This window comes from Streptomyces sp. NPDC048392 (assembly GCF_043200575.1).
Classification (GTDB): domain Bacteria; phylum Actinomycetota; class Actinomycetes; order Streptomycetales; family Streptomycetaceae; genus Streptomyces.
In genome coordinates, this window is the sequence record NZ_JBICYB010000002.1 from 185,951 (window position 1) to 201,510 (window position 15,560).

Genomic DNA, 15,560 nt, shown 5'->3' on the forward strand with positions numbered 1-15,560 from the left:
CTCTCGCGCGCAACGCTGGGATGGGCGTCTGCCCGAGACGCGCGCCCGGCGCGTGTCGGACGTGGATGACCCGAGCGAGTGCGTAGGCGAGCTGGTGAGAGCTGGTCTGGTCTACGTGATCGACGGCGAAGTCGTCATCGTGCGCATCGAGGACCACATCCCGCCCAAGAGCATCCGGAACAACGCCAACGACTCGAAGATCCGCATGCGGCGGAAGCGCGCCCACGATCGAGGCGACCACACCTTGTGCCTGCTGAAGAGCTGCCCTCAGGCGCCCGTTACGCCTCCCGTTACACCAGCAGTTACGCGTAACACCAGGACAGGACAGGACAGGAACGCACTTACAGAAGAACCCACTACCGAGGCACCCCCTGCAGCCCGCGTCACCGAGCCCTGGCCACCCGCGGCCCGCTCTGCCGCACCAGCGAGTGAATCCACCGCCGATCCGCCTGCTGCACCGCCGGAGACGGCGACTAACCGTCGAGCGCCGCGGTGCTCCGTGTGCAAGGAGGCGATGGAAGTGCTGGAGCCCGAGCAGACCACTCACCCCACCTGCGAGCCGTCATGAGCACCACAGTGAGCGTGGACCTTCCCGACCCCTGGCCGCTGGGGGACCGCCACGGCCTGCACGTCGACTTCGGCGCGTACGACACGCGCGTCGGTCGCTGGCTACGTACGCCGACGGCCGCCTACCGCTGCGCCTGCGGATGGCGTCGCACTGCGGATGGCGCGCCGGACGTCACGGACCTGACCGCCGCACGGATCCCCGCCCACTGCGACGCCTGCCCCCGTCACCGTGACGCCCGGACGGCACGGTGACCGCCCGCCGTCGCTGCGCGGCCTGCGACCGCCCGTTGAAGGCCGGCCGCTTCCGTGTCTGCGTGCGCGGCTGCGAGGCGTCCCTGTGCCGCGCGCCCCACCGCCCGCGCTGTACCGACGTACACGCCGGGCAGTGCCGACTCCTGCATCCCCCGGAGGACCGATGACCGACCACCCGAGCATCCCGGCCGCCGAACCGTTCGAGCTGCTGCCCGCCCTGCTGCGCCAGGCCGCCGCCCTCGATGCCCAGCGCGACGGCGAGCGCCTCGCCCGCCATCAGTGGCAGCAGGAGGCCGACCAGCGCCGCCAGGCCGAGGAGGCCGCCCGCGGCAACTGGTTTGGTGGCCGTCGCTCCTCGAGGATGCGCAGCGCACGCCGGCGGCGCGGATGACCAGGAAGCCGCCGGACCCGACGCCCGCTGAACGGGCCCGTGAGGCACAGCGCCTGGCGGCCGTCGGCAGCACCCGGCGCAAGGCCGCGGGCCTGGTTGTCGCGCTCCTGGGCCGCGGCCTCACCACGGCCGGCGCCCGCCGAGTCCTCGCCCGGCGCCGCCTGCCCCCAGAGATTCGAACGGCCGCGCTCCACGTCCTGGACGAACTGGCCGGCCCACCACCCGAAGGAGACGCACCGACATGAACCCCGCCGACCCCCTCTGGAGGATCGACCCCGCCACCGGCGCTGTGGTGTTCCGTCATGCGCCGGACCACTGGTCGGATGATGACTTGGTCCAGGCGTTGCGCGGCCTCGAGGACCTCATCGAGAAACTCAGCGTGGCCTACCAGCGGCTGGCGGCCGAACGCGACCGCCGGATGGTCGCGTACGAGGGCGTGGCGGGCGTTCTCGCTGAACTCGGGGTGATCGAGGATCGTCCCCGGCAGGAGTGAGGCCACCGCGTTCCTGCCGTCCTCGGGGCGGCTGTGTGCCCGTCTGGCGGCTTCTACCGCCCCGCAGGTCACTTGGAGTACTCTGATCGCATCAGCTCCGCTCGGTGGCCCGTCACGGGCCCCTGACGGGCCCCGCCTGGCACTGGCATTGGCCCCGAGCGTTGAGCCGCAGACCTGGCACTGGTCGACGTCCCGTAAACCCAGCGTCCGCCCGCATGTCCTGGCACTGGAACGCCGACGACGCGCATCCCTCCCTGGGAGCGCCACGTGCCCACGACCACCGATTCCCGCCTGACCCGCCTCCGCGACCGTCGAACAGCCCTGGTCGACCGCCGCCGCGCCATCACCAATGGCGCGGACGCCCGCGGCGACGTCTACCTCAGCGATGCCGAGGCGCGCGAATTCACGCGTGTCTGCGAGCAGATCGCGCAGATGGACGACCGCCTGGACGAACTCGAGGCCGAGGCTCGCCACGCCGCCCCCACGGAGGGGGCCGAGATCGCCCGCCGTGCCCGGTACTCCGTCAACGAGGGCCGCACGTACGAGCGCGGCAACGGCTCCAGCTTCTTCCAGGACTTGGCTCGCGTCTCCGTGAACATGGACGGTGACGGCGCAGCCCGCGAGCGTCTCCAGCGCCACGCACAGGACGTCGCCGAAGCCGTGGAGCGGCGCGACTTGGACCGTACCGACGGCAACGGCGGCTACGCCGTGCCGCCGCTGTGGGCGATGAGCCAGTTCGTCGAGCTGGCTCGCGCCGGCCGGGCGTACGCGAACCTCTGTGAGCGGCTGCCGCTTCCTGCGGGCACCGACTCGATCAACATCCCGAAGGTGTCGTCGGGGACGGCGACCGGGGCGCAGACCGCGGACAACGCCCCGGTGGAAGAGCAGGACCTGGAAGACGACTTCGTGACCGCTCCGGTCCGGACGATCGCCGGCCAGCAGGACGTGGCCATCCAGCTCCTGGACCAGTCCCCGGTCAGCTTCGACCAGGTCATCTTCCGGGACCTGGTCGCCGACTACGCGACGAAGCTGGACCTTCAGGTCATCTCCGGGTCCGGCAGCTCCGGGCAGGTCACCGGTATCCGGTCGACGTCCGACATCGTGACGATCGCCGCGGCCACCGCGACCGTCGCCTCCCTGTACGCGAAGATCGCCGACGCGGTGCAGCGCGTCCACACCGGCCGCTTCATGCCGCCCACGGTCATCGTCATGCACCCGCGCCGGTGGGCCTGGTTCCTCGCCGCCCTGGACAGCAACGACCGCCCCCTGATCGTGCCCAACGCGGGCAACCCCCAGAACGCGATCGCCACGCTGGGCGTCGTGGGCGCGGAACAGGTAGTCGGGCAGATGCACGGCCTGCCGGTCGTCACCGACCCGAACATGCCCACCTCGCTGGGCACAGGCACCAACGAGGACGTCATCCACGTGGTGCGCGCCTCGGACCTGCTGCTGTACGAGTCGGGCATCCGCTCCCGGGCGATGCCGGAAGTCGGATCCGGCACCCTCACGGTGCGTCTCCAGGTGTACGGCTACCTGGCGTTCACCGCCGGCCGGTACCCGAAGAGCGTCGTGGAGATCGGCGGCGCAGGCCTGGCCGCGCCGACCTTCTGAGCTGCGGGCGCGGGCGTGCGGGAGTGGATCCCCCGCTGCAGCTGGAGTGCCACCTGGCCCTGTGCCGGGACCGGCCGCAGCGCCCGCCCCGCCGGACCGCGGGTGCCTTTCCCCGTGGTCCACGCCGGCCGGAGGTTCTCGAGGTCAGCCAACCTCCGGCCGGCCCCCACACGCGATCTGAGCGCCCCCGCGCGCACGCATCTCGGTAGGAGGTGAAGCCGTGCCCACGCGTACCACCAGGGTCCTCTACGACCTCGTCGCCCGCGACAACGCGTCCCGCACGTTCGGCCGGGTCGGCGGCGCGGCCACCCGACTGGGCAAGCAGGGCGCCGGGGTGGGGTCGGCCCTCGCGACCGGCTTCAAGGTCGGCACGGTCGCCGCCGCCGGGCTGGGCTGGGCTGCGCTGTCCGCGTCCGGCCAGTTCGAGAAGTCCATGAACCAGGTGCGGGCCGTGTCCGGCGCGACCGGCAAGGACTTCCAGGATCTGCGGAACCAGGCCAAGGAGCTTGGGGCCACCACGAAGTTCAGCGCCTCCGAGGCAGCCGACGGCATGGGCTTCCTGGCGATGGCCGGCTTCAAGGCCAAGGACATCATGTCCGCGATGCCCGGCGTCCTGTCGCTGGCGTCGGCGGGCAACATGGACCTCGCGATGTCGGCGGACATCGCGTCGAACATCCTGACCGGGTACGGCTTCAAGACCCAGCAGACGTCCCGTGTCGTCGATGTGATGGCGAAGACCTTCACGTCCACGAACACGAATTTGGAGCAGCTCGGGGAGGCCTTCAAGTACGCCGGGCCCGTCACCCACGCTGCCGGCGTCAAGTTCGAGGAGACCGCGGCAGCGATCGGCCTCATGGGCAACGCCGGAATCCAGGCGTCCATGGCCGGCACCGCGCTGCGGGGCGCGGTGACCCGGCTGCTGTCGCCGACCGCGAAGGTCGCCAAGACCCTCGACAAGCTCGGAGTCAGCGCCACCGACTCCTCGGGGAAGCTGCTGCCGCTCAACGACATCGTCCGGCAGTTGGAGAAGTCCGGCGCGAGCACCGGCGACATGATGACGATCTTCGGGCAGCGGGCGGGCCCGGCGCTGCTCGCGCTGGTCGATCAGGGCTCCGGCGCGCTGGTGAAGCTCACCAAGGAGCTGGAGAACTCCGGCGGCGCCGCCGACAAGATCGCCAAGATTCAGATGGAGGGTCTGAAGGGCCAGCTGACCTCACTCAAGAGTGCCTGGGAAGGCCTCATGATCGAGATCGGTGACCTGGGGGTCCTCCATCTCGCCACCGGCGCCGTAGAGGGCGTCACGACGTCCATGCGGGGCTTCACGGGCTTCGTCGACCAGTACGGCAAGCCCGCGATCAAGACCTTCCGCGAGCAGATGTCGGACCTGGTCCCTGTCGACGCGATCAAGACGAAGTTCGGTCAGGCCAAGAGCGTCGTCGGGGACTTCGTCAGCGGCCTGGCCGGAACGAAGAGCACGGCCAAGGGCCTCCTGTCGGGCCTGTTCGACAACACGCCGCACCTGGGGTCCGGCAAGGCAGGCGGCGGCGCCAAGGGGCCCGCCCTGGGCACGCTGCCGCACTACGGAACCGGGCAGGTCGCTCCCATCACCGGCGTGCAGGGACCCGCCCTCGGTGCCTCGCCGCACGGCGGATCGGGGGCGGCCGCACCGCTGACCATGCCGGAGGTGAAGCCGCCCAAGAGCACGGCTCAGAAGATCGGCGAGTCGATCCGCAAGGCCGTCACCGGCGGCATCGAGAACCTCGACTGGGGCAAGCTCGGCTCCGGTCTGGGCAAGGGCCTGTCCACCGCGATCGGCTGGGTCGGCAAGAACACTGCGGAGCTGACGAAGAAGTTCGGGAGCATCCTCGCCGGGATCGACTGGGTCGACGTCGGCAAGGCGGTCGGCGGCCAGGCCATCCCGTTCGCCATCGGGTTCATCGTCAACCTGTTCGAGCCGCTGTTCTCCCTCGACTTCTGGAAAGAGCACTGGCTCGACGCGATCATCGCGGTCCTGTCCGTCATCCCGATCGGCCGGATCTTCGGCGTGCTCGGCAAGCTCTTCGGGAAGATCCCCTTCCTACGGATCTTCGAGCCGCTGTTCTCCGGGATCGGGAAACTCGGGGGGCTCATCGAAAAGGGCCTCGGCAAGATCTTCGCGCCCATCAAGCGCGGCATCGTCTCCGGCTTCAAGAAGGCCTTCCCCGCCGCCGCTGCCGCGATTGAGCGCGAGGCCGGGCAGATCAGCACGCGTCTCGGCCTGTGGGGACTGAAGCTCCTCGATCTCGGCAAGAAAGCGGCCCGCGGCATCGGCACGGGCATCGAGCGCGGCGTGTCCTGGGTCACCGAGAAGGCACTCGGGCTCGGGAAATACCTGCTCAGTGGCCTCAAGGACGGCGTCGTCAGCGGTGTTAAGGGCATCGGCTCATGGCTGAAGCGACGGGTCATCGACCCAGTCGTGAGTTCCGTCAAGGGCTGGTTCGGGATCAACTCGCCCTCGACCGTGTTCGCCTCCATCGGCTCCGACCTGATCAAGGGCCTGAAGAACGGGGTCGGCGCCCTGGTGTCGGGCATCGGCACCTGGGCCGTCAACACGATCGTGACACCGGTTACCGCACCGATCGTCTGGGCCTTCACGCAGTGGCTGCCCACGGCTGCCGGGACACTCCGAGATCAAGTGGTGGGCGCGTTCGGTTCCCTGCGTGACCGGCTCGTCGGATTCAAGAACGCCATCTCTGAGAAGGTCATCACCCCGGTCAGTGACTTCTTCACCAAGACCCTGGCCGGTGCCGCACGCAGTGCGCGTGACGCCGTGGTCGGCGCGATTCGTTGGCTCGCGCTGAAGGTCCTGGACGCCTTCGGCAACATCATCGACGGGGCGGCGAAGCTGTTCGGCTGGGTGCCCGGGGTGGGCAAGAAACTCAAGGGCGCCGCCAAAGAATTCCGCGGATTCCGCGACGACGTGAACGCAGCGCTCGGAGGGATCAAGGACAAGGCCGTCCAGACCAAGGTGGAGTTCACCACCGCATCCGGCCTGAAGCTGACCGGCGTGAGCGCCGGCCGCATGGCCACCGGCGGGCCAGTCTTCGGCCCCGGAACCGAGACATCCGACTCCGTCCCGATCATGGCTTCCCGCAACGAGCACATGTGGAGCGCACGCGAAGTCCGCGGCGCAGGCGGTCACGGCGCAGTCGAGCGACTGCGCGAGCTCGCCCGCGAAGGAAAGCTCATGGGCTTCTCCAGCGGCGGCGCGATCCTGCCCCGGATGACCCGACCGTCCCGCGAAGCTATGGCAGACGCCCACTGGCGGGACTGGTCGACCTTCCTCAAGAACAACGCGCAGAAGCTCGCCGACGCCGCGAACGTTACGGAGGGCTACCTGGGCGGCTCGATCCCCAGCGGCAGCGGCGTCAAACGCTGGACGTCTGTCGTGCAGCAAGCCCTACGCCTGACCGGCCAACCGCTCTCCTACACCAGCATGACCCTGCGCCGGATGAACCAGGAGAGCGGCGGTAACCCTAGGGCCGTCAACCTCTGGGACATCAACGCCAAACTCGGACACCCGAGCGTCGGCCTCATGCAGGTGATCCGGCCCACGTTCCAGCGCCACGCCGGCCCCTACCGGAACACCGGCCCGTTCATGTACGGCGTGAGCACCGCACCACTCGCGAACATCTACGCCAGCATGAGGTACGCGCTCGGTGCGTACGGCAGCCTGCCTAGCGCCTACAACCGCGCAGGCGGCTACGACTCCGGTGGCCTGGCCCGCGGCGTGGGCTTCCTGCCGAAGAACACGCCCAAGCCGGAACGCGTCCTCTCGCCCCGGCAGACCGCATCCTTTGACCGGCTGGTCGACCTGGTGGCGCAAGGAGGCATGAGCACAGGCGGACAGTTCACCGGCCAGCTCGTACTCGACTCCGGCGAGCTCCTCGGAGTCATCCAGGGCACGGTCAGGCCGATGATCCAGAACGCACAGGACAAGGCCGCGCACCGCGCCAAGGTGGGCAGGCGCTGAGGTGCGAACCACGACGCCGTTCTGGCGACAGGTGGCCCGCAGCCGCAAAGTTGATCTTTTTGTGTGCGGCCCGGCTGACCCCGCCGCACCCTCAACTAGATATCCCCCCGGAAGGAGCGGCCAGGGGTCGCCCTCGGGGGGAATCGCGGAGTTCTTCGGTGTCCCCCCGGTGCTTCTCGGGGGACTTCGGGGCCGTTCGCTCACGTCCGGTGCGTCTCGCTCGCCGGGGGCGGTGCGGCCTTGCACGAACACCATCTCGCGCGGCCCGGACCGCGTCAACCCCCACAACTCAACTATTTTCGCGAGAACTTGAGAAATGAGGCGACATGGCACGGTCCTACGACTGCCAGGACTGCGGCGCCACCGGCGAGCGGGAGTACGGGGGGCCGCTGCCGAAGCGCTGCCCCGGCTGCCGGGCCGCGCGCGAGCGGGAGCGCGAGAAGCAGCGCGTGCGCGTACGGACGTACCGGCCGGAGGGCCGGGCCAGCTCGGCACTGTGCGCCGGCGGCTGCGGGCGCATGCTCTACGGCAGCCCTACGTCCCTGCCGCCCGGCAAGCGCACCTGCCGCTCCTGCCGGTCCGCCCGGCGCGAGCCGACCGAGGCCTGACCGCTCAGCCGGCCCGGACTTCGTCGGCTGCGACGGCAGCGGCGATGTCGGCCAGGTCCCAGAACGCGCTGGCCTGCCCGCGGCGGCCGGCCGGGCGCCCGTACGCCGCCGGGACTACGCCGCGCCGGCGCGCCCACGAGCGGAACGCCCCCGGCTTGATACCGAGGCTGTACGCGGCCAGCTCGGTCGGAACGAGGGGTCGGCCGTCGCGGCCGGTCTGCGTAGCGGGACCCATGCCCCACAGTGTGCGCCGCGACCGCCCTCCGCTGGCCGCTGGCGGCCGCTCAGCAGCGCTAGCGGGGGAGATGCGTCGTCGGCGAGCGGAACGGCTGGGGGGCGGGCGCAGAGCGCGTCAGCCTCTTTGTGCTGTCACGGCTGCGGTGTACGTGTCCCGGGTCAGGTCCTCGGGGCCGATGCTGAGTTCGGCGAGTACCGCGCGGATGTCGTCCAGGGCCGCACTCACCTCGCGCTCCTCAACGATGGACTCCACCTCGAGGAACGTGCCGTCGATCTCGGGGACGCGCACGAGGGTGGCCAGCATCCGCCGACCGCGGGCCACGAAGTCGTAGTTGCGGCACCGTTTCTCGAAGGCGATGACCGGGACGTGTCCGAGGCCGCGCAGGATGGCGTGCGCCTGGTCGGCGTCCTCCACGACCGTCTCGTGTTCCGGTTTCGATCCAGACACGGCGTCTACGGCGGCGTCCTTGAAGGTGAGGACGGTGCGGGTGCTGTCCGCGCCGTGGACCGTCCGCACCCGCAGCTCCTGGTCTGCCGCGTCCAGCGAGCCGTCGGGCCGGTCGTAGTACGTGTCCCGGTAGACCTCCACCCGGGCCGTTGCACGTTCGTCCAGCTGGCGCATGAGCACTTCCGGGGCGTGCACGCGCGCCTTCAACTCCGCCTCGATCACGAGCCTTTCCCTTCCCTCAGACTGTGCGTTCAGCCCCATCGATGACCGCGTCGAACATGCGCCGGAATCCCCGGAACAGGGGCCCGTGGGGCGTCTCCATCACCTTGTAGGTGGCCGACTCGTGACCTTCCCACCCGGCATCGAAGGCGCCGACGAACATCGTGGCGTCCGTCCTGATGACTCGCCAAGTAGGCAGCATGCGGTATCGCCAGACGCCAATGTCACACGTGCCCGCGAGCTCTCGCAGCCGCGCCTCCGCCAGGCGGACACCGCTGGCGAGTGACTCCGAGGACTCGCCGATCTCTGCGGCCCGGCGAGCGAGCGCGGATGAGTCCGGGTCAAGGAGCGCCACGCGCACCCGCAGCCCCCGGCCGCCTTCGTCTCGGGGCAGACAGGCCCGCAACAGACTGTCGTTCAGCCCGATCAGCCCGAGGCCGCGCACCGCCAGGACGTCAAGCTCCTGCGCCTCTCGGGCCTGCTGCTGAATCTCCGCAGATGCAGAGTTCTGCGCTGCGTAGACGCGGACGACTTCCGGAAACGCCGCCAGGTCGAAGGCCGCACCCCCAGAGCGCTTTTCCCGGCTAGCGGCCAGACCGAGGAGATGCCGGGCATCGTCGGGCATGCGCAAGCCGTCAGCGATCCGTTCGTACACGTCAAGCCGGGACACCTCCCGGCGACCGTTGATGATCTCGTTCACCCGGGCCTGTGTCATGCCGGCCGCCGTTGCGATCCTGGCCTGGCTGGCGCCGGCGAACTGCTGTACCTGCCGGAACACCGCGCCTATGTCCCGCGCCCTCAGCGCCTGGCGCATCTCGGCGCGCTCCCAAGCCGAGTCGTGCAGCTCGATTGGTTCCAGTGCGGTTCCCATGACCCGACCCCCGGTATCCACGAACGGGATAGAAATCCATCTCACGGTGAGATTACCGGTGGGGGATCGAAACGAAACCGCCTCGCGCACAGGCTGGCCCGATGAAGACCCCCGCGACCGTGCGACCGGCCCGGGGGCGTGGCCAACGCTTCTGAGGAGCGCCGACAGATGAAAGCTACCGCCGACTCGCCGACCGCGTCAGCACAGCCCCCGCTTGACACTAAGACGATGCGCGCCGACGCGCGCCGCCTGCTCGCCGACGATGCCGAACCGCCCTCGCCCGAGGACCTGGACACGCTCACGCTGATGCTGCGCGGGCACATGATGCTCGCCGTCCCCGTAGTCGAGACGGCCGCGCAGCAGCTGCCCGAGGACGACATCCCCCGCGCCTGCGCGCTCGCCTGTATCGGCGAGGCCCGCATGCGGCTGCGCCTGGAGCCCCGGAACAGCAGCCTGCCCGCCGGCATCGCCCACGCAGAGCGCCTCGCCCGCTCGGTCAACGCCCTGTGCGACCACTACCTGACCTTGGTCGGGGGACCGCGGTGACCGCCGAGGTGCACGTGTGCCGGTACTGCGACGAGCCGATTCCGGACCCCGACGACGCCGTCCTGGTCGTTCACGAGGGCGGCAACTCCGGCCCCGGCTGGAACGTGTGGGCTCACCGCGCGCACGCCGACCTCATCGAGCCGGACCCCGCTTCCACCCGCATCCTGGCCCGGGTCCTGATCACGCGGGCGCTGCGGTCATGAGGGCGCTGGCCGGCCTGGCCGCGTACGTGGCGGCCGTGACGGCGCCCGTGCTCGCGCTCGTGCTCGAGCGGGCGCCCGGGTGACGCACCCCCCCCAGAACGCCCGGCCCGTCGGCGGACCGCAAGCCGCCGGCGGGCCGGGTCCCGTACAACCGAAGACGACGAAGGGACACACCATGCCCAACCAGCCCGACTTCGAGTTCCGCACGGCGGCGGCGTGCACGTACGACAACAACAACCCCCGCTGTGTGGAGGTCGCCACCAACGTCCCCGGCACCGTGGCGGTGCGCAGCTCGGGGACCGGCCGCACGGTGGAGTTCACGACCGGCGAGTGGACCGACTTCCTGGCCGGTGCCAAGCTGGGGGAGTTCGACGTCACGGCGTAGGGAGTCGTCATGGGCCAGTGCCCGCAGTGCAGCGGCCAGGGAACGCCGGACCCGGAGCGCTCCGGGGTGCTGTGGTGCCTGGCGTGCTGGCACGCCTGGACGCAGTCCCGCGAGCCGCACTGTCCCGGCCGGCTGCCCGTGCTGAGCCCGGCACTGCGCACGCTCACCGAACACCGCGGCCTGGCCCGCTGACAACCCCCTGAACGAACGGCCCCGCCCGTCTGCACCGTGGCAGACGGGCGGGGCCTTCCCATGCCCGTGCGGAGCGGTCAGAGGGCGTGGAGCCCGTGCCGGTCCCGCGCGAGCCCCCGACGGGCCGGCCCTCCCGCCCGCTGGCTGTGGCGACCCCAGGGCGCCACCTGATCGGCCTGCGCCGTGGCTCGCACACTCGACACGTCGACCACCGCCGCGTTCTCGCCGTCGTCCTCCGTCTCCGCGACGTTGTCGGCGAGCAGAGCGCGTAGGACGGACAGGTGCGCGCGGGTGGCGCGCAGCTGCCGGAAGACGTCGGCCAGATGCTCCTCGACGGCGGCCAGGCGCTCGGCTTCGGTCGGCGTCATCGCGGCTCACCCCCGGCCGGTGTGACCGGCGCGCCAGCCGTCGGACCGGTGGCGCGCAGACCGTCATACGGGCGCACCATCACGTGTGTGATCTGCGGTGACATCCCGTCGGGGATGCGTCCGTCCTCCCATGCGTTGCGGTAGGCGCTCGCCACGATCGCCGCCGCCTGGCGCACTGCGTCGGACAGCGTCATACCGGTACGCATCAGCGTCGCCAGGTCGTCGTACAGCTGCGGATCGACCTTCACCGACAGCGCCTTGCCCGGCTTCGGCGGGGTGCTCACGACCGGCCCCCTTCCTCGAGGGCGGCGGCCAGGACCCGAGCGCGCTCGCGCAGCGCGTCGGCGTGCGCGCTGAGCATGTCGGCCATGGCTTCCAGGCCGGGCAGTCCGGTCTCGTGCCAGTCGCCGCCGATCCCTACGCCCATGAACGGGCCGCGCAGGAAGGCGTCCGGGACGAACGGGCGGGACTCCAGCGAGGTCGCCAGGTAGACGACCGGGCCCTGTCGGGTGGGGAGTGTCAGTTCCACGTCGGGGCCGGCGTGGGTGATGTCGATCCGGGCCCCGCCGTCCGGATGCTGCCCGAGACACCAGGACGGCTCGGGGATCGTGACGGGCCCGTGGTCGGCCGTGCGGATCGTGACGGTACGGGAGGCGCTCATCGTCCCTCACCGCCCGCCAGCGGGCCGCGCGCGGCGCGCGCCTGGTCCCACGTGGTGTAGCCGGTGGCGGGGTGTTCGGCGAGCCGCTCGCGCAGGTATCGCGTCGTCCACTCGATGCCCAGCGGGGCGTCATCGATGAGGATGCTGTCCAGGGCGATCATCGCGTGCGCGGCGCGCTCGACAAGGATCTGGTCGCGACGCTTGGCGTCACCGAGGGTGGCCGGGTGGGGGACGTCCAGGGCTTCACGGAGAGCCTCGAGCAAGCCGCGCAGCGGCTCATCCGGGCGCTCGGGAACGGGTTTGGGGGTACGGTCCTGCATGGGTCCGCTCCTGGTTGCTCAGAAGTGGGCCAAGGCCCCGGCCGGAGGGTGGTAGCTCCGACCGGGGCCGCCCTTTGTCGGTTGTTGATTCCGAGCATCTACCGTCCGGCACACGCTGGAACTGCAGCCGCCGCCCCAGACCGGTGCCGCTCTCCTCCTGGACGGGGTCGTCGGGGTGCCGCACGGCCGCCAGGTCCCGCCAGGCGCGGCGGCCGTGGGACTCGACGGTCGACTCGGCCGTCACCGCCCCGAAACCCAGCAGCTTCTCGATGAGCGCGCTGTTGTCCTCCACTTCGTAGTGGAGGGCCGCGGCCCAGAAGTCCGCCTGCGTGTGCGGGGCGGCCGCATCGATGACGATCTTGAAATGCAGGGGAGCGAGCCCTGAGGTCGAGGTCATGTAACCACTCATACTGGTTTCATGAGCGAGCGGGCAATGGAATCGCCGAAGGCGTCCCCGGGCCGTCCCCCCGGACTGACGCTGGTGTCGCACGAGGGCAGGCCGTACCGCTTCGACCCGGGCGCGCTCTGTCTCGAACTGCTGACGACGGGCGGGCCGGGCGCGTTCGCGCGCTGGGAGGTGCTGCACGAGCCCGCCGACCTGACGGCCTGGGCCGGCCGCAGCCGACTGCCGGACGGGCTGGCCCTGACGGTGGACCGGACGGACGTGGAACGGGCCAGGGCCCTGCGCGACGCCCTCTTCCCACTCACCGCCGACCAAGCGCACGGACGCCCGCTGCTCCCCGCCCGCCTGGACGTCGTCAACGCCGCGGCCGCGCAGCCCCCGCTCGTCACCCGTATCGAACCGGACGGCACCCGCGGCTGGGCCCCGGGCGCCACGGGTCCCCGCCTGCTGTCGACGGTGGCGCGCGACGCGATCGAGCTGTTCACCGGCCCGTACGCGGGCCGAGTCCGCGAGTGCGGTGCCCACAACTGCCGTCTGCTCTTCGTCGACACCTCGCGCCCCGGCCGCCGCCGCTGGTGCTCGATGGAGCACTGCGGCAACCGGGAGAAGGTCCGGGCGCACCGCGCGCGGCGGACGCCGGAGCAGCGCTGATCCGCCTACCCGCAGGGGGCTACGGCTTCGCCGCCCCGATGTCCTGCTGCCGGGGCGTCTCGGCGGGACCGGTCGCGGGCGTCCCGGAGGCCACGACCCCCGGCTCCCGGGCGATGGCGTCCCCCTTGACCGGTGGTACGCCCGTGCCCGCCCGCTCCAGCTGCTCCCTCAGTGCCCGCGCGGTCCGGCGGGCCGTGCGCAGCGCGTCCCAGGTGAGCATCGTGAGCGCCAGCCAGACCAGGGCGAATCCGGCCCAGCGCTCGGGCGGCATGGCCTCGCCGAAGTAGAGGACGCCGAGCACGAACTGGAAGACCGGTGCCAGGTACTGCAGCAGTCCCAGCGTGGAAAGCGGCACGCGGATCGCCGCCGCGCCGAAGCAGACGAGGGGGATCGCGGTGACGACGCCGGTCGCGGCGAGCAGGGCCGAGTGGTCGAGACCCTCCGTGGTGAAGGTCGACTCGCCCCGCGAGCCCAGCCACAGCAGATAGCCGAGCGCCGGCAGGAACTGGATCGCCGTCTCGGCGGTCAGCGACTCGACGCCGCCCAGGTTCACCTTCTTCTTCACCAGACCGTACGTGGCGAAGGAGAAGGCGAGGCAGAGCGAGATCCACGGCGGCTGGCCGTAGCCGATGGTGAGGACGAGCACGGCGGCGAAGCCGGTCCCCACCGCCGCCCACTGCGCGGCCCGCAACCGCTCCTTGAGGAGCAGCACGCCCATCGCGATGGTGACCAGCGGGTTGATGAAGTACCCGAGCGAGGCCTCGACGACATGGCCGCTGTTCACGGCCCAGATGTAGACGCCCCAGTTGACGGTGATGACAGCGGCGGCCACCGTGACCAGGGCGAGTCTGCGCGGCTGCCGCAGCAGCTCACGGGCCCAGGCCCAGCGCCGCACGAAAAGCAGGGCGACGGCGACGAAGACGAGGGACCACACCATCCGGTGGGCGAGGATCTCACCGGCCCCCGCGGGCTTGAGCAGCGGCCAGAACAGTGGGACGAGCCCCCACATCCCGTACGCCGCGAAGCCGTTCAGCAGGCCTATGCGCTGCTCACTCCTGGACGACCCGGCCACGGGCACCTCCTTCTCGCACACGGCATGCCGGGACGGGGATGCATGCCAGGACGAAGGTAACGCCGCACCCGGCCCCCTGTCATGCCCGTATCGGAATACGGTCATGACAGGGGGCCGGGTGCCGTACGGACCGGCGTGGCCGTCAGCCCTTGAGCGCGGCCGTGACGGCCTCGGCGAGCGGCGTGGTCGGGCGGCCGGCCAGGCGGGACAGGTCGCCGCTGGTGACGACCAGCTCACCCTTCTCGATGGCGGCGTCCACGCCCGCGAAGACGTCCGCCAGCGGCCCGGGCACCCCGGCGCCGGTCAGGATGCCGGTGTAGACCTCGGGGGAGACGGGGTTGTAGACGATCTCCCTGCCGGTCTGCCGGCTCAGTTCGGCGGCGTACTCGGCGAAGCTCCACGCCTCGTCGCCGCCCAGCTCGTACGCCGTGTTCTCGTGGCCCTCGCCGGTCAGTACGGCGACGGCGGCGGCCGCGTAGTCGGCGCGGGAGGCGGAGGAGACCCGGCCCTCGCCCGCCGCCTGCACGACGGCGCCGTGCTCCAGGACCGGGGCGAGCTGCTCGGTGTAGTTCTCGTGGTACCAGCCGTTGCGCAGCAGCGCGTACGGCACGCCCGAGCCGACCAGCACCTCCTCGGTGGCGCGGTGGTCGTCGGCGAGCGTGGCCTTGAGGCTGCTGGGGGCGCTGGTGTAGGCGAGCAGGGCGACTCCGGCCTTCTTCGCCGCGTCGATCACGATCGTGTGCTGCCGCACGCGGCCCTTGTCGAACTCGTTGCCGGAGATCAGCAGCACCCGGTCGCCGGCCGCGAACAGGCCGTCGAAGGTCTCGGGGGAGTTGTAGTCGGCGACCGCGAGCCGTACACCGCGGGCGGCGAGGCCGGCGGCCCTGTCGCGGTCCCGGACGACGGCGGTGACCTGGTCGGCCGGCACCTTCTCCAGCAACTGCCGCACGACGTGGCGGCCGAGGTGTCCGGTGGCTCCGGTGACAACGATGCTCATGGCTTCAGTGCTCCTTGTGGGGTGTGCGTTGCCACTAACCGTAGGCGCTGCGC

The 15,560-nt window shown here is 70.9% G+C and carries 22 protein-coding genes; 12 read left to right on the forward strand and 10 right to left on the reverse strand.

Annotation, left to right across the window (positions count from 1 at the left end; genetic code table 11):
• The first annotated feature begins 564 nt into the window (after window positions 1-564).
• The 7 genes from ACGFYH_RS04675 (at window position 565) to ACGFYH_RS04705 (ending at window position 7,934) form a co-directional block, all read left to right on the forward strand.
• The gene (locus ACGFYH_RS04675; protein ID WP_393801682.1) at window positions 565-819 is read left to right on the forward strand and encodes a hypothetical protein; all 255 of its coding nucleotides are present in this window, start codon (window positions 565-567) and stop codon (window positions 817-819) included.
• A gap of 163 nt (window positions 820-982) precedes the next feature.
• Entirely contained in the window at window positions 983-1,210 is a 228-nt protein-coding gene (locus ACGFYH_RS04680; protein ID WP_393801683.1) for a hypothetical protein, read from the forward strand.
• Window positions 1,207-1,455 (forward strand): hypothetical protein, encoded by a 249-nt coding sequence (locus ACGFYH_RS04685; RefSeq protein WP_393801684.1) that lies wholly within the window; start codon window positions 1,207-1,209, stop codon window positions 1,453-1,455. Before ACGFYH_RS04680 ends, ACGFYH_RS04685 begins: the two co-directional genes overlap by 4 nt.
• A complete protein-coding gene (locus ACGFYH_RS04690) occupies window positions 1,452-1,703 on the forward strand; it encodes a hypothetical protein (protein ID WP_393801685.1) in 252 nt (83 codons plus the stop codon). The genes ACGFYH_RS04685 and ACGFYH_RS04690 overlap by 4 nt, the downstream gene beginning before the upstream one ends.
• Before the next feature lie 267 nt (window positions 1,704-1,970).
• Window positions 1,971-3,314 (forward strand): phage major capsid protein, encoded by a 1,344-nt coding sequence (locus tag ACGFYH_RS04695; RefSeq protein WP_393801686.1) that lies wholly within the window; start codon window positions 1,971-1,973, stop codon window positions 3,312-3,314.
• 220 nt (window positions 3,315-3,534) lie between these two features.
• Entirely contained in the window at window positions 3,535-7,326 is a 3,792-nt protein-coding gene (locus tag ACGFYH_RS04700; RefSeq protein WP_393801687.1) for a phage tail tape measure protein, read from the forward strand.
• A 326-nt stretch (window positions 7,327-7,652) separates the two neighbouring features.
• The gene (locus ACGFYH_RS04705) at window positions 7,653-7,934 is read left to right on the forward strand and encodes a hypothetical protein (protein WP_393801688.1); all 282 of its coding nucleotides are present in this window, start codon (window positions 7,653-7,655) and stop codon (window positions 7,932-7,934) included.
• A gap of 4 nt (window positions 7,935-7,938) precedes the next feature.
• Here the strand turns inward: ACGFYH_RS04705 and ACGFYH_RS04710 are convergent, their stop codons facing one another.
• The 3 genes from ACGFYH_RS04710 to ACGFYH_RS04720 form a co-directional block, all read right to left on the reverse strand.
• Window positions 7,939-8,169 (reverse strand): hypothetical protein, encoded by a 231-nt coding sequence (locus ACGFYH_RS04710; protein WP_393801689.1) that lies wholly within the window; start codon window positions 8,167-8,169, stop codon window positions 7,939-7,941.
• A gap of 117 nt (window positions 8,170-8,286) precedes the next feature.
• Window positions 8,287-8,841, reverse strand: a complete 555-nt coding sequence (gene cyaB, locus ACGFYH_RS04715) for a class IV adenylate cyclase (protein WP_393801690.1) — start codon at window positions 8,839-8,841, stop codon at window positions 8,287-8,289.
• A gap of 16 nt (window positions 8,842-8,857) precedes the next feature.
• The gene (locus tag ACGFYH_RS04720) at window positions 8,858-9,709 is read right to left on the reverse strand and encodes a helix-turn-helix domain-containing protein (RefSeq protein ID WP_393801691.1); all 852 of its coding nucleotides are present in this window, start codon (window positions 9,707-9,709) and stop codon (window positions 8,858-8,860) included.
• 228 nt (window positions 9,710-9,937) lie between these two features.
• Here ACGFYH_RS04720 and ACGFYH_RS04725 point away from each other — a divergent pair, with 228 nt between their 5' ends.
• The 4 genes from ACGFYH_RS04725 to ACGFYH_RS04740 all read left to right on the forward strand — a co-directional run bounded on the left by ACGFYH_RS04725 (window position 9,938) and on the right by ACGFYH_RS04740 (window position 11,035).
• Window positions 9,938-10,255 (forward strand): DUF6415 family natural product biosynthesis protein, encoded by a 318-nt coding sequence (locus ACGFYH_RS04725; protein WP_393801692.1) that lies wholly within the window; start codon window positions 9,938-9,940, stop codon window positions 10,253-10,255.
• Window positions 10,252-10,458: a hypothetical protein gene (locus ACGFYH_RS04730; protein ID WP_393801693.1), complete on the forward strand. Its 207-nt coding sequence runs from the start codon at window positions 10,252-10,254 to the stop codon at window positions 10,456-10,458. The genes ACGFYH_RS04725 and ACGFYH_RS04730 overlap by 4 nt, the downstream gene beginning before the upstream one ends.
• Before the next feature lie 175 nt (window positions 10,459-10,633).
• Window positions 10,634-10,843 (forward strand): DUF397 domain-containing protein, encoded by a 210-nt coding sequence (locus ACGFYH_RS04735; RefSeq protein ID WP_393801694.1) that lies wholly within the window; start codon window positions 10,634-10,636, stop codon window positions 10,841-10,843.
• Between the two features lie 9 nt (window positions 10,844-10,852).
• Window positions 10,853-11,035 (forward strand): hypothetical protein, encoded by a 183-nt coding sequence (locus ACGFYH_RS04740; RefSeq protein ID WP_393801695.1) that lies wholly within the window; start codon window positions 10,853-10,855, stop codon window positions 11,033-11,035.
• A 77-nt stretch (window positions 11,036-11,112) separates the two neighbouring features.
• Here the strand turns inward: ACGFYH_RS04740 and ACGFYH_RS04745 are convergent, their stop codons facing one another.
• Genes ACGFYH_RS04745 through ACGFYH_RS04765 form a run of 5 tightly spaced genes read right to left on the reverse strand, consistent with a single transcriptional unit; the run spans window position 11,113 to window position 12,781 of the window.
• Entirely contained in the window at window positions 11,113-11,403 is a 291-nt protein-coding gene (locus tag ACGFYH_RS04745; RefSeq protein ID WP_393801696.1) for a hypothetical protein, read from the reverse strand.
• Window positions 11,400-11,687 (reverse strand): hypothetical protein, encoded by a 288-nt coding sequence (locus ACGFYH_RS04750; RefSeq protein ID WP_393801697.1) that lies wholly within the window; start codon window positions 11,685-11,687, stop codon window positions 11,400-11,402. Before ACGFYH_RS04750 ends, ACGFYH_RS04745 begins: the two co-directional genes overlap by 4 nt.
• Window positions 11,684-12,064: a DUF6907 domain-containing protein gene (locus ACGFYH_RS04755; RefSeq protein WP_393801698.1), complete on the reverse strand. Its 381-nt coding sequence runs from the start codon at window positions 12,062-12,064 to the stop codon at window positions 11,684-11,686. Before ACGFYH_RS04755 ends, ACGFYH_RS04750 begins: the two co-directional genes overlap by 4 nt.
• The gene (locus tag ACGFYH_RS04760; protein WP_393801699.1) at window positions 12,061-12,384 is read right to left on the reverse strand and encodes a hypothetical protein; all 324 of its coding nucleotides are present in this window, start codon (window positions 12,382-12,384) and stop codon (window positions 12,061-12,063) included. Before ACGFYH_RS04760 ends, ACGFYH_RS04755 begins: the two co-directional genes overlap by 4 nt.
• Window positions 12,341-12,781: a VOC family protein gene (locus ACGFYH_RS04765; RefSeq protein ID WP_393801700.1), complete on the reverse strand. Its 441-nt coding sequence runs from the start codon at window positions 12,779-12,781 to the stop codon at window positions 12,341-12,343. Before ACGFYH_RS04765 ends, ACGFYH_RS04760 begins: the two co-directional genes overlap by 44 nt.
• 21 nt (window positions 12,782-12,802) lie before the next feature.
• Between ACGFYH_RS04765 and ACGFYH_RS04770 the strand changes: the two genes are divergently transcribed.
• The gene (locus ACGFYH_RS04770; RefSeq protein ID WP_393801701.1) at window positions 12,803-13,438 is read left to right on the forward strand and encodes a CGNR zinc finger domain-containing protein; all 636 of its coding nucleotides are present in this window, start codon (window positions 12,803-12,805) and stop codon (window positions 13,436-13,438) included.
• Window positions 13,439-13,457: 19 nt separating this feature from the next.
• Here ACGFYH_RS04770 and rarD read toward each other — a convergent pair whose 3' ends face one another.
• Together rarD and ACGFYH_RS04780 are read right to left on the reverse strand one after the other, a co-directional pair.
• Window positions 13,458-14,510 (reverse strand): EamA family transporter RarD, encoded by a 1,053-nt coding sequence (gene rarD / locus ACGFYH_RS04775; RefSeq protein WP_393801702.1) that lies wholly within the window; start codon window positions 14,508-14,510, stop codon window positions 13,458-13,460.
• Between the two features lie 142 nt (window positions 14,511-14,652).
• Window positions 14,653-15,507, reverse strand: coding sequence for an SDR family oxidoreductase (locus ACGFYH_RS04780; protein ID WP_393801703.1), 855 nt, complete (start codon window positions 15,505-15,507; stop codon window positions 14,653-14,655).
• Window positions 15,508-15,560: the final 53 nt, after the last annotated feature.

Excerpts from the sequence above, each read along its gene's own strand:
- ACGFYH_RS04770 (WP_393801701.1), top strand. The coding sequence starts at position 12,803 with ATGAGCGAGCGGGCAATGGAATCGCCGAAGGCGTCCCCGGGCCGTCCC.
- ACGFYH_RS04725 (WP_393801692.1), top strand. The coding sequence starts at position 9,938 with ATGCGCGCCGACGCGCGCCGCCTGCTCGCCGACGATGCCGAACCGCCC.
- ACGFYH_RS04735 (WP_393801694.1), top strand. The coding sequence starts at position 10,634 with ATGCCCAACCAGCCCGACTTCGAGTTCCGCACGGCGGCGGCGTGCACG.
- ACGFYH_RS04760 (WP_393801699.1), bottom strand. The coding sequence starts at position 12,384 with ATGCAGGACCGTACCCCCAAACCCGTTCCCGAGCGCCCGGATGAGCCG.
- ACGFYH_RS04705 (WP_393801688.1), top strand. The coding sequence starts at position 7,653 with ATGGCACGGTCCTACGACTGCCAGGACTGCGGCGCCACCGGCGAGCGG.
- ACGFYH_RS04745 (WP_393801696.1), bottom strand. The coding sequence starts at position 11,403 with ATGACGCCGACCGAAGCCGAGCGCCTGGCCGCCGTCGAGGAGCATCTG.
- ACGFYH_RS04685 (WP_393801684.1), top strand. The coding sequence starts at position 1,207 with ATGACCAGGAAGCCGCCGGACCCGACGCCCGCTGAACGGGCCCGTGAG.
- ACGFYH_RS04710 (WP_393801689.1), bottom strand. The coding sequence starts at position 8,169 with ATGGGTCCCGCTACGCAGACCGGCCGCGACGGCCGACCCCTCGTTCCG.
- ACGFYH_RS04755 (WP_393801698.1), bottom strand. The coding sequence starts at position 12,064 with ATGAGCGCCTCCCGTACCGTCACGATCCGCACGGCCGACCACGGGCCC.
- ACGFYH_RS04740 (WP_393801695.1), top strand. The coding sequence starts at position 10,853 with ATGGGCCAGTGCCCGCAGTGCAGCGGCCAGGGAACGCCGGACCCGGAG.
- ACGFYH_RS04690 (WP_393801685.1), top strand. The coding sequence starts at position 1,452 with ATGAACCCCGCCGACCCCCTCTGGAGGATCGACCCCGCCACCGGCGCT.
- ACGFYH_RS04675 (WP_393801682.1), top strand. The coding sequence starts at position 565 with ATGAGCACCACAGTGAGCGTGGACCTTCCCGACCCCTGGCCGCTGGGG.
- ACGFYH_RS04780 (WP_393801703.1), bottom strand. The coding sequence starts at position 15,507 with ATGAGCATCGTTGTCACCGGAGCCACCGGACACCTCGGCCGCCACGTC.
- ACGFYH_RS04720 (WP_393801691.1), bottom strand. The coding sequence starts at position 9,709 with ATGGGAACCGCACTGGAACCAATCGAGCTGCACGACTCGGCTTGGGAG.
- ACGFYH_RS04680 (WP_393801683.1), top strand. The coding sequence starts at position 983 with ATGACCGACCACCCGAGCATCCCGGCCGCCGAACCGTTCGAGCTGCTG.
- ACGFYH_RS04765 (WP_393801700.1), bottom strand. The coding sequence starts at position 12,781 with ATGACCTCGACCTCAGGGCTCGCTCCCCTGCATTTCAAGATCGTCATC.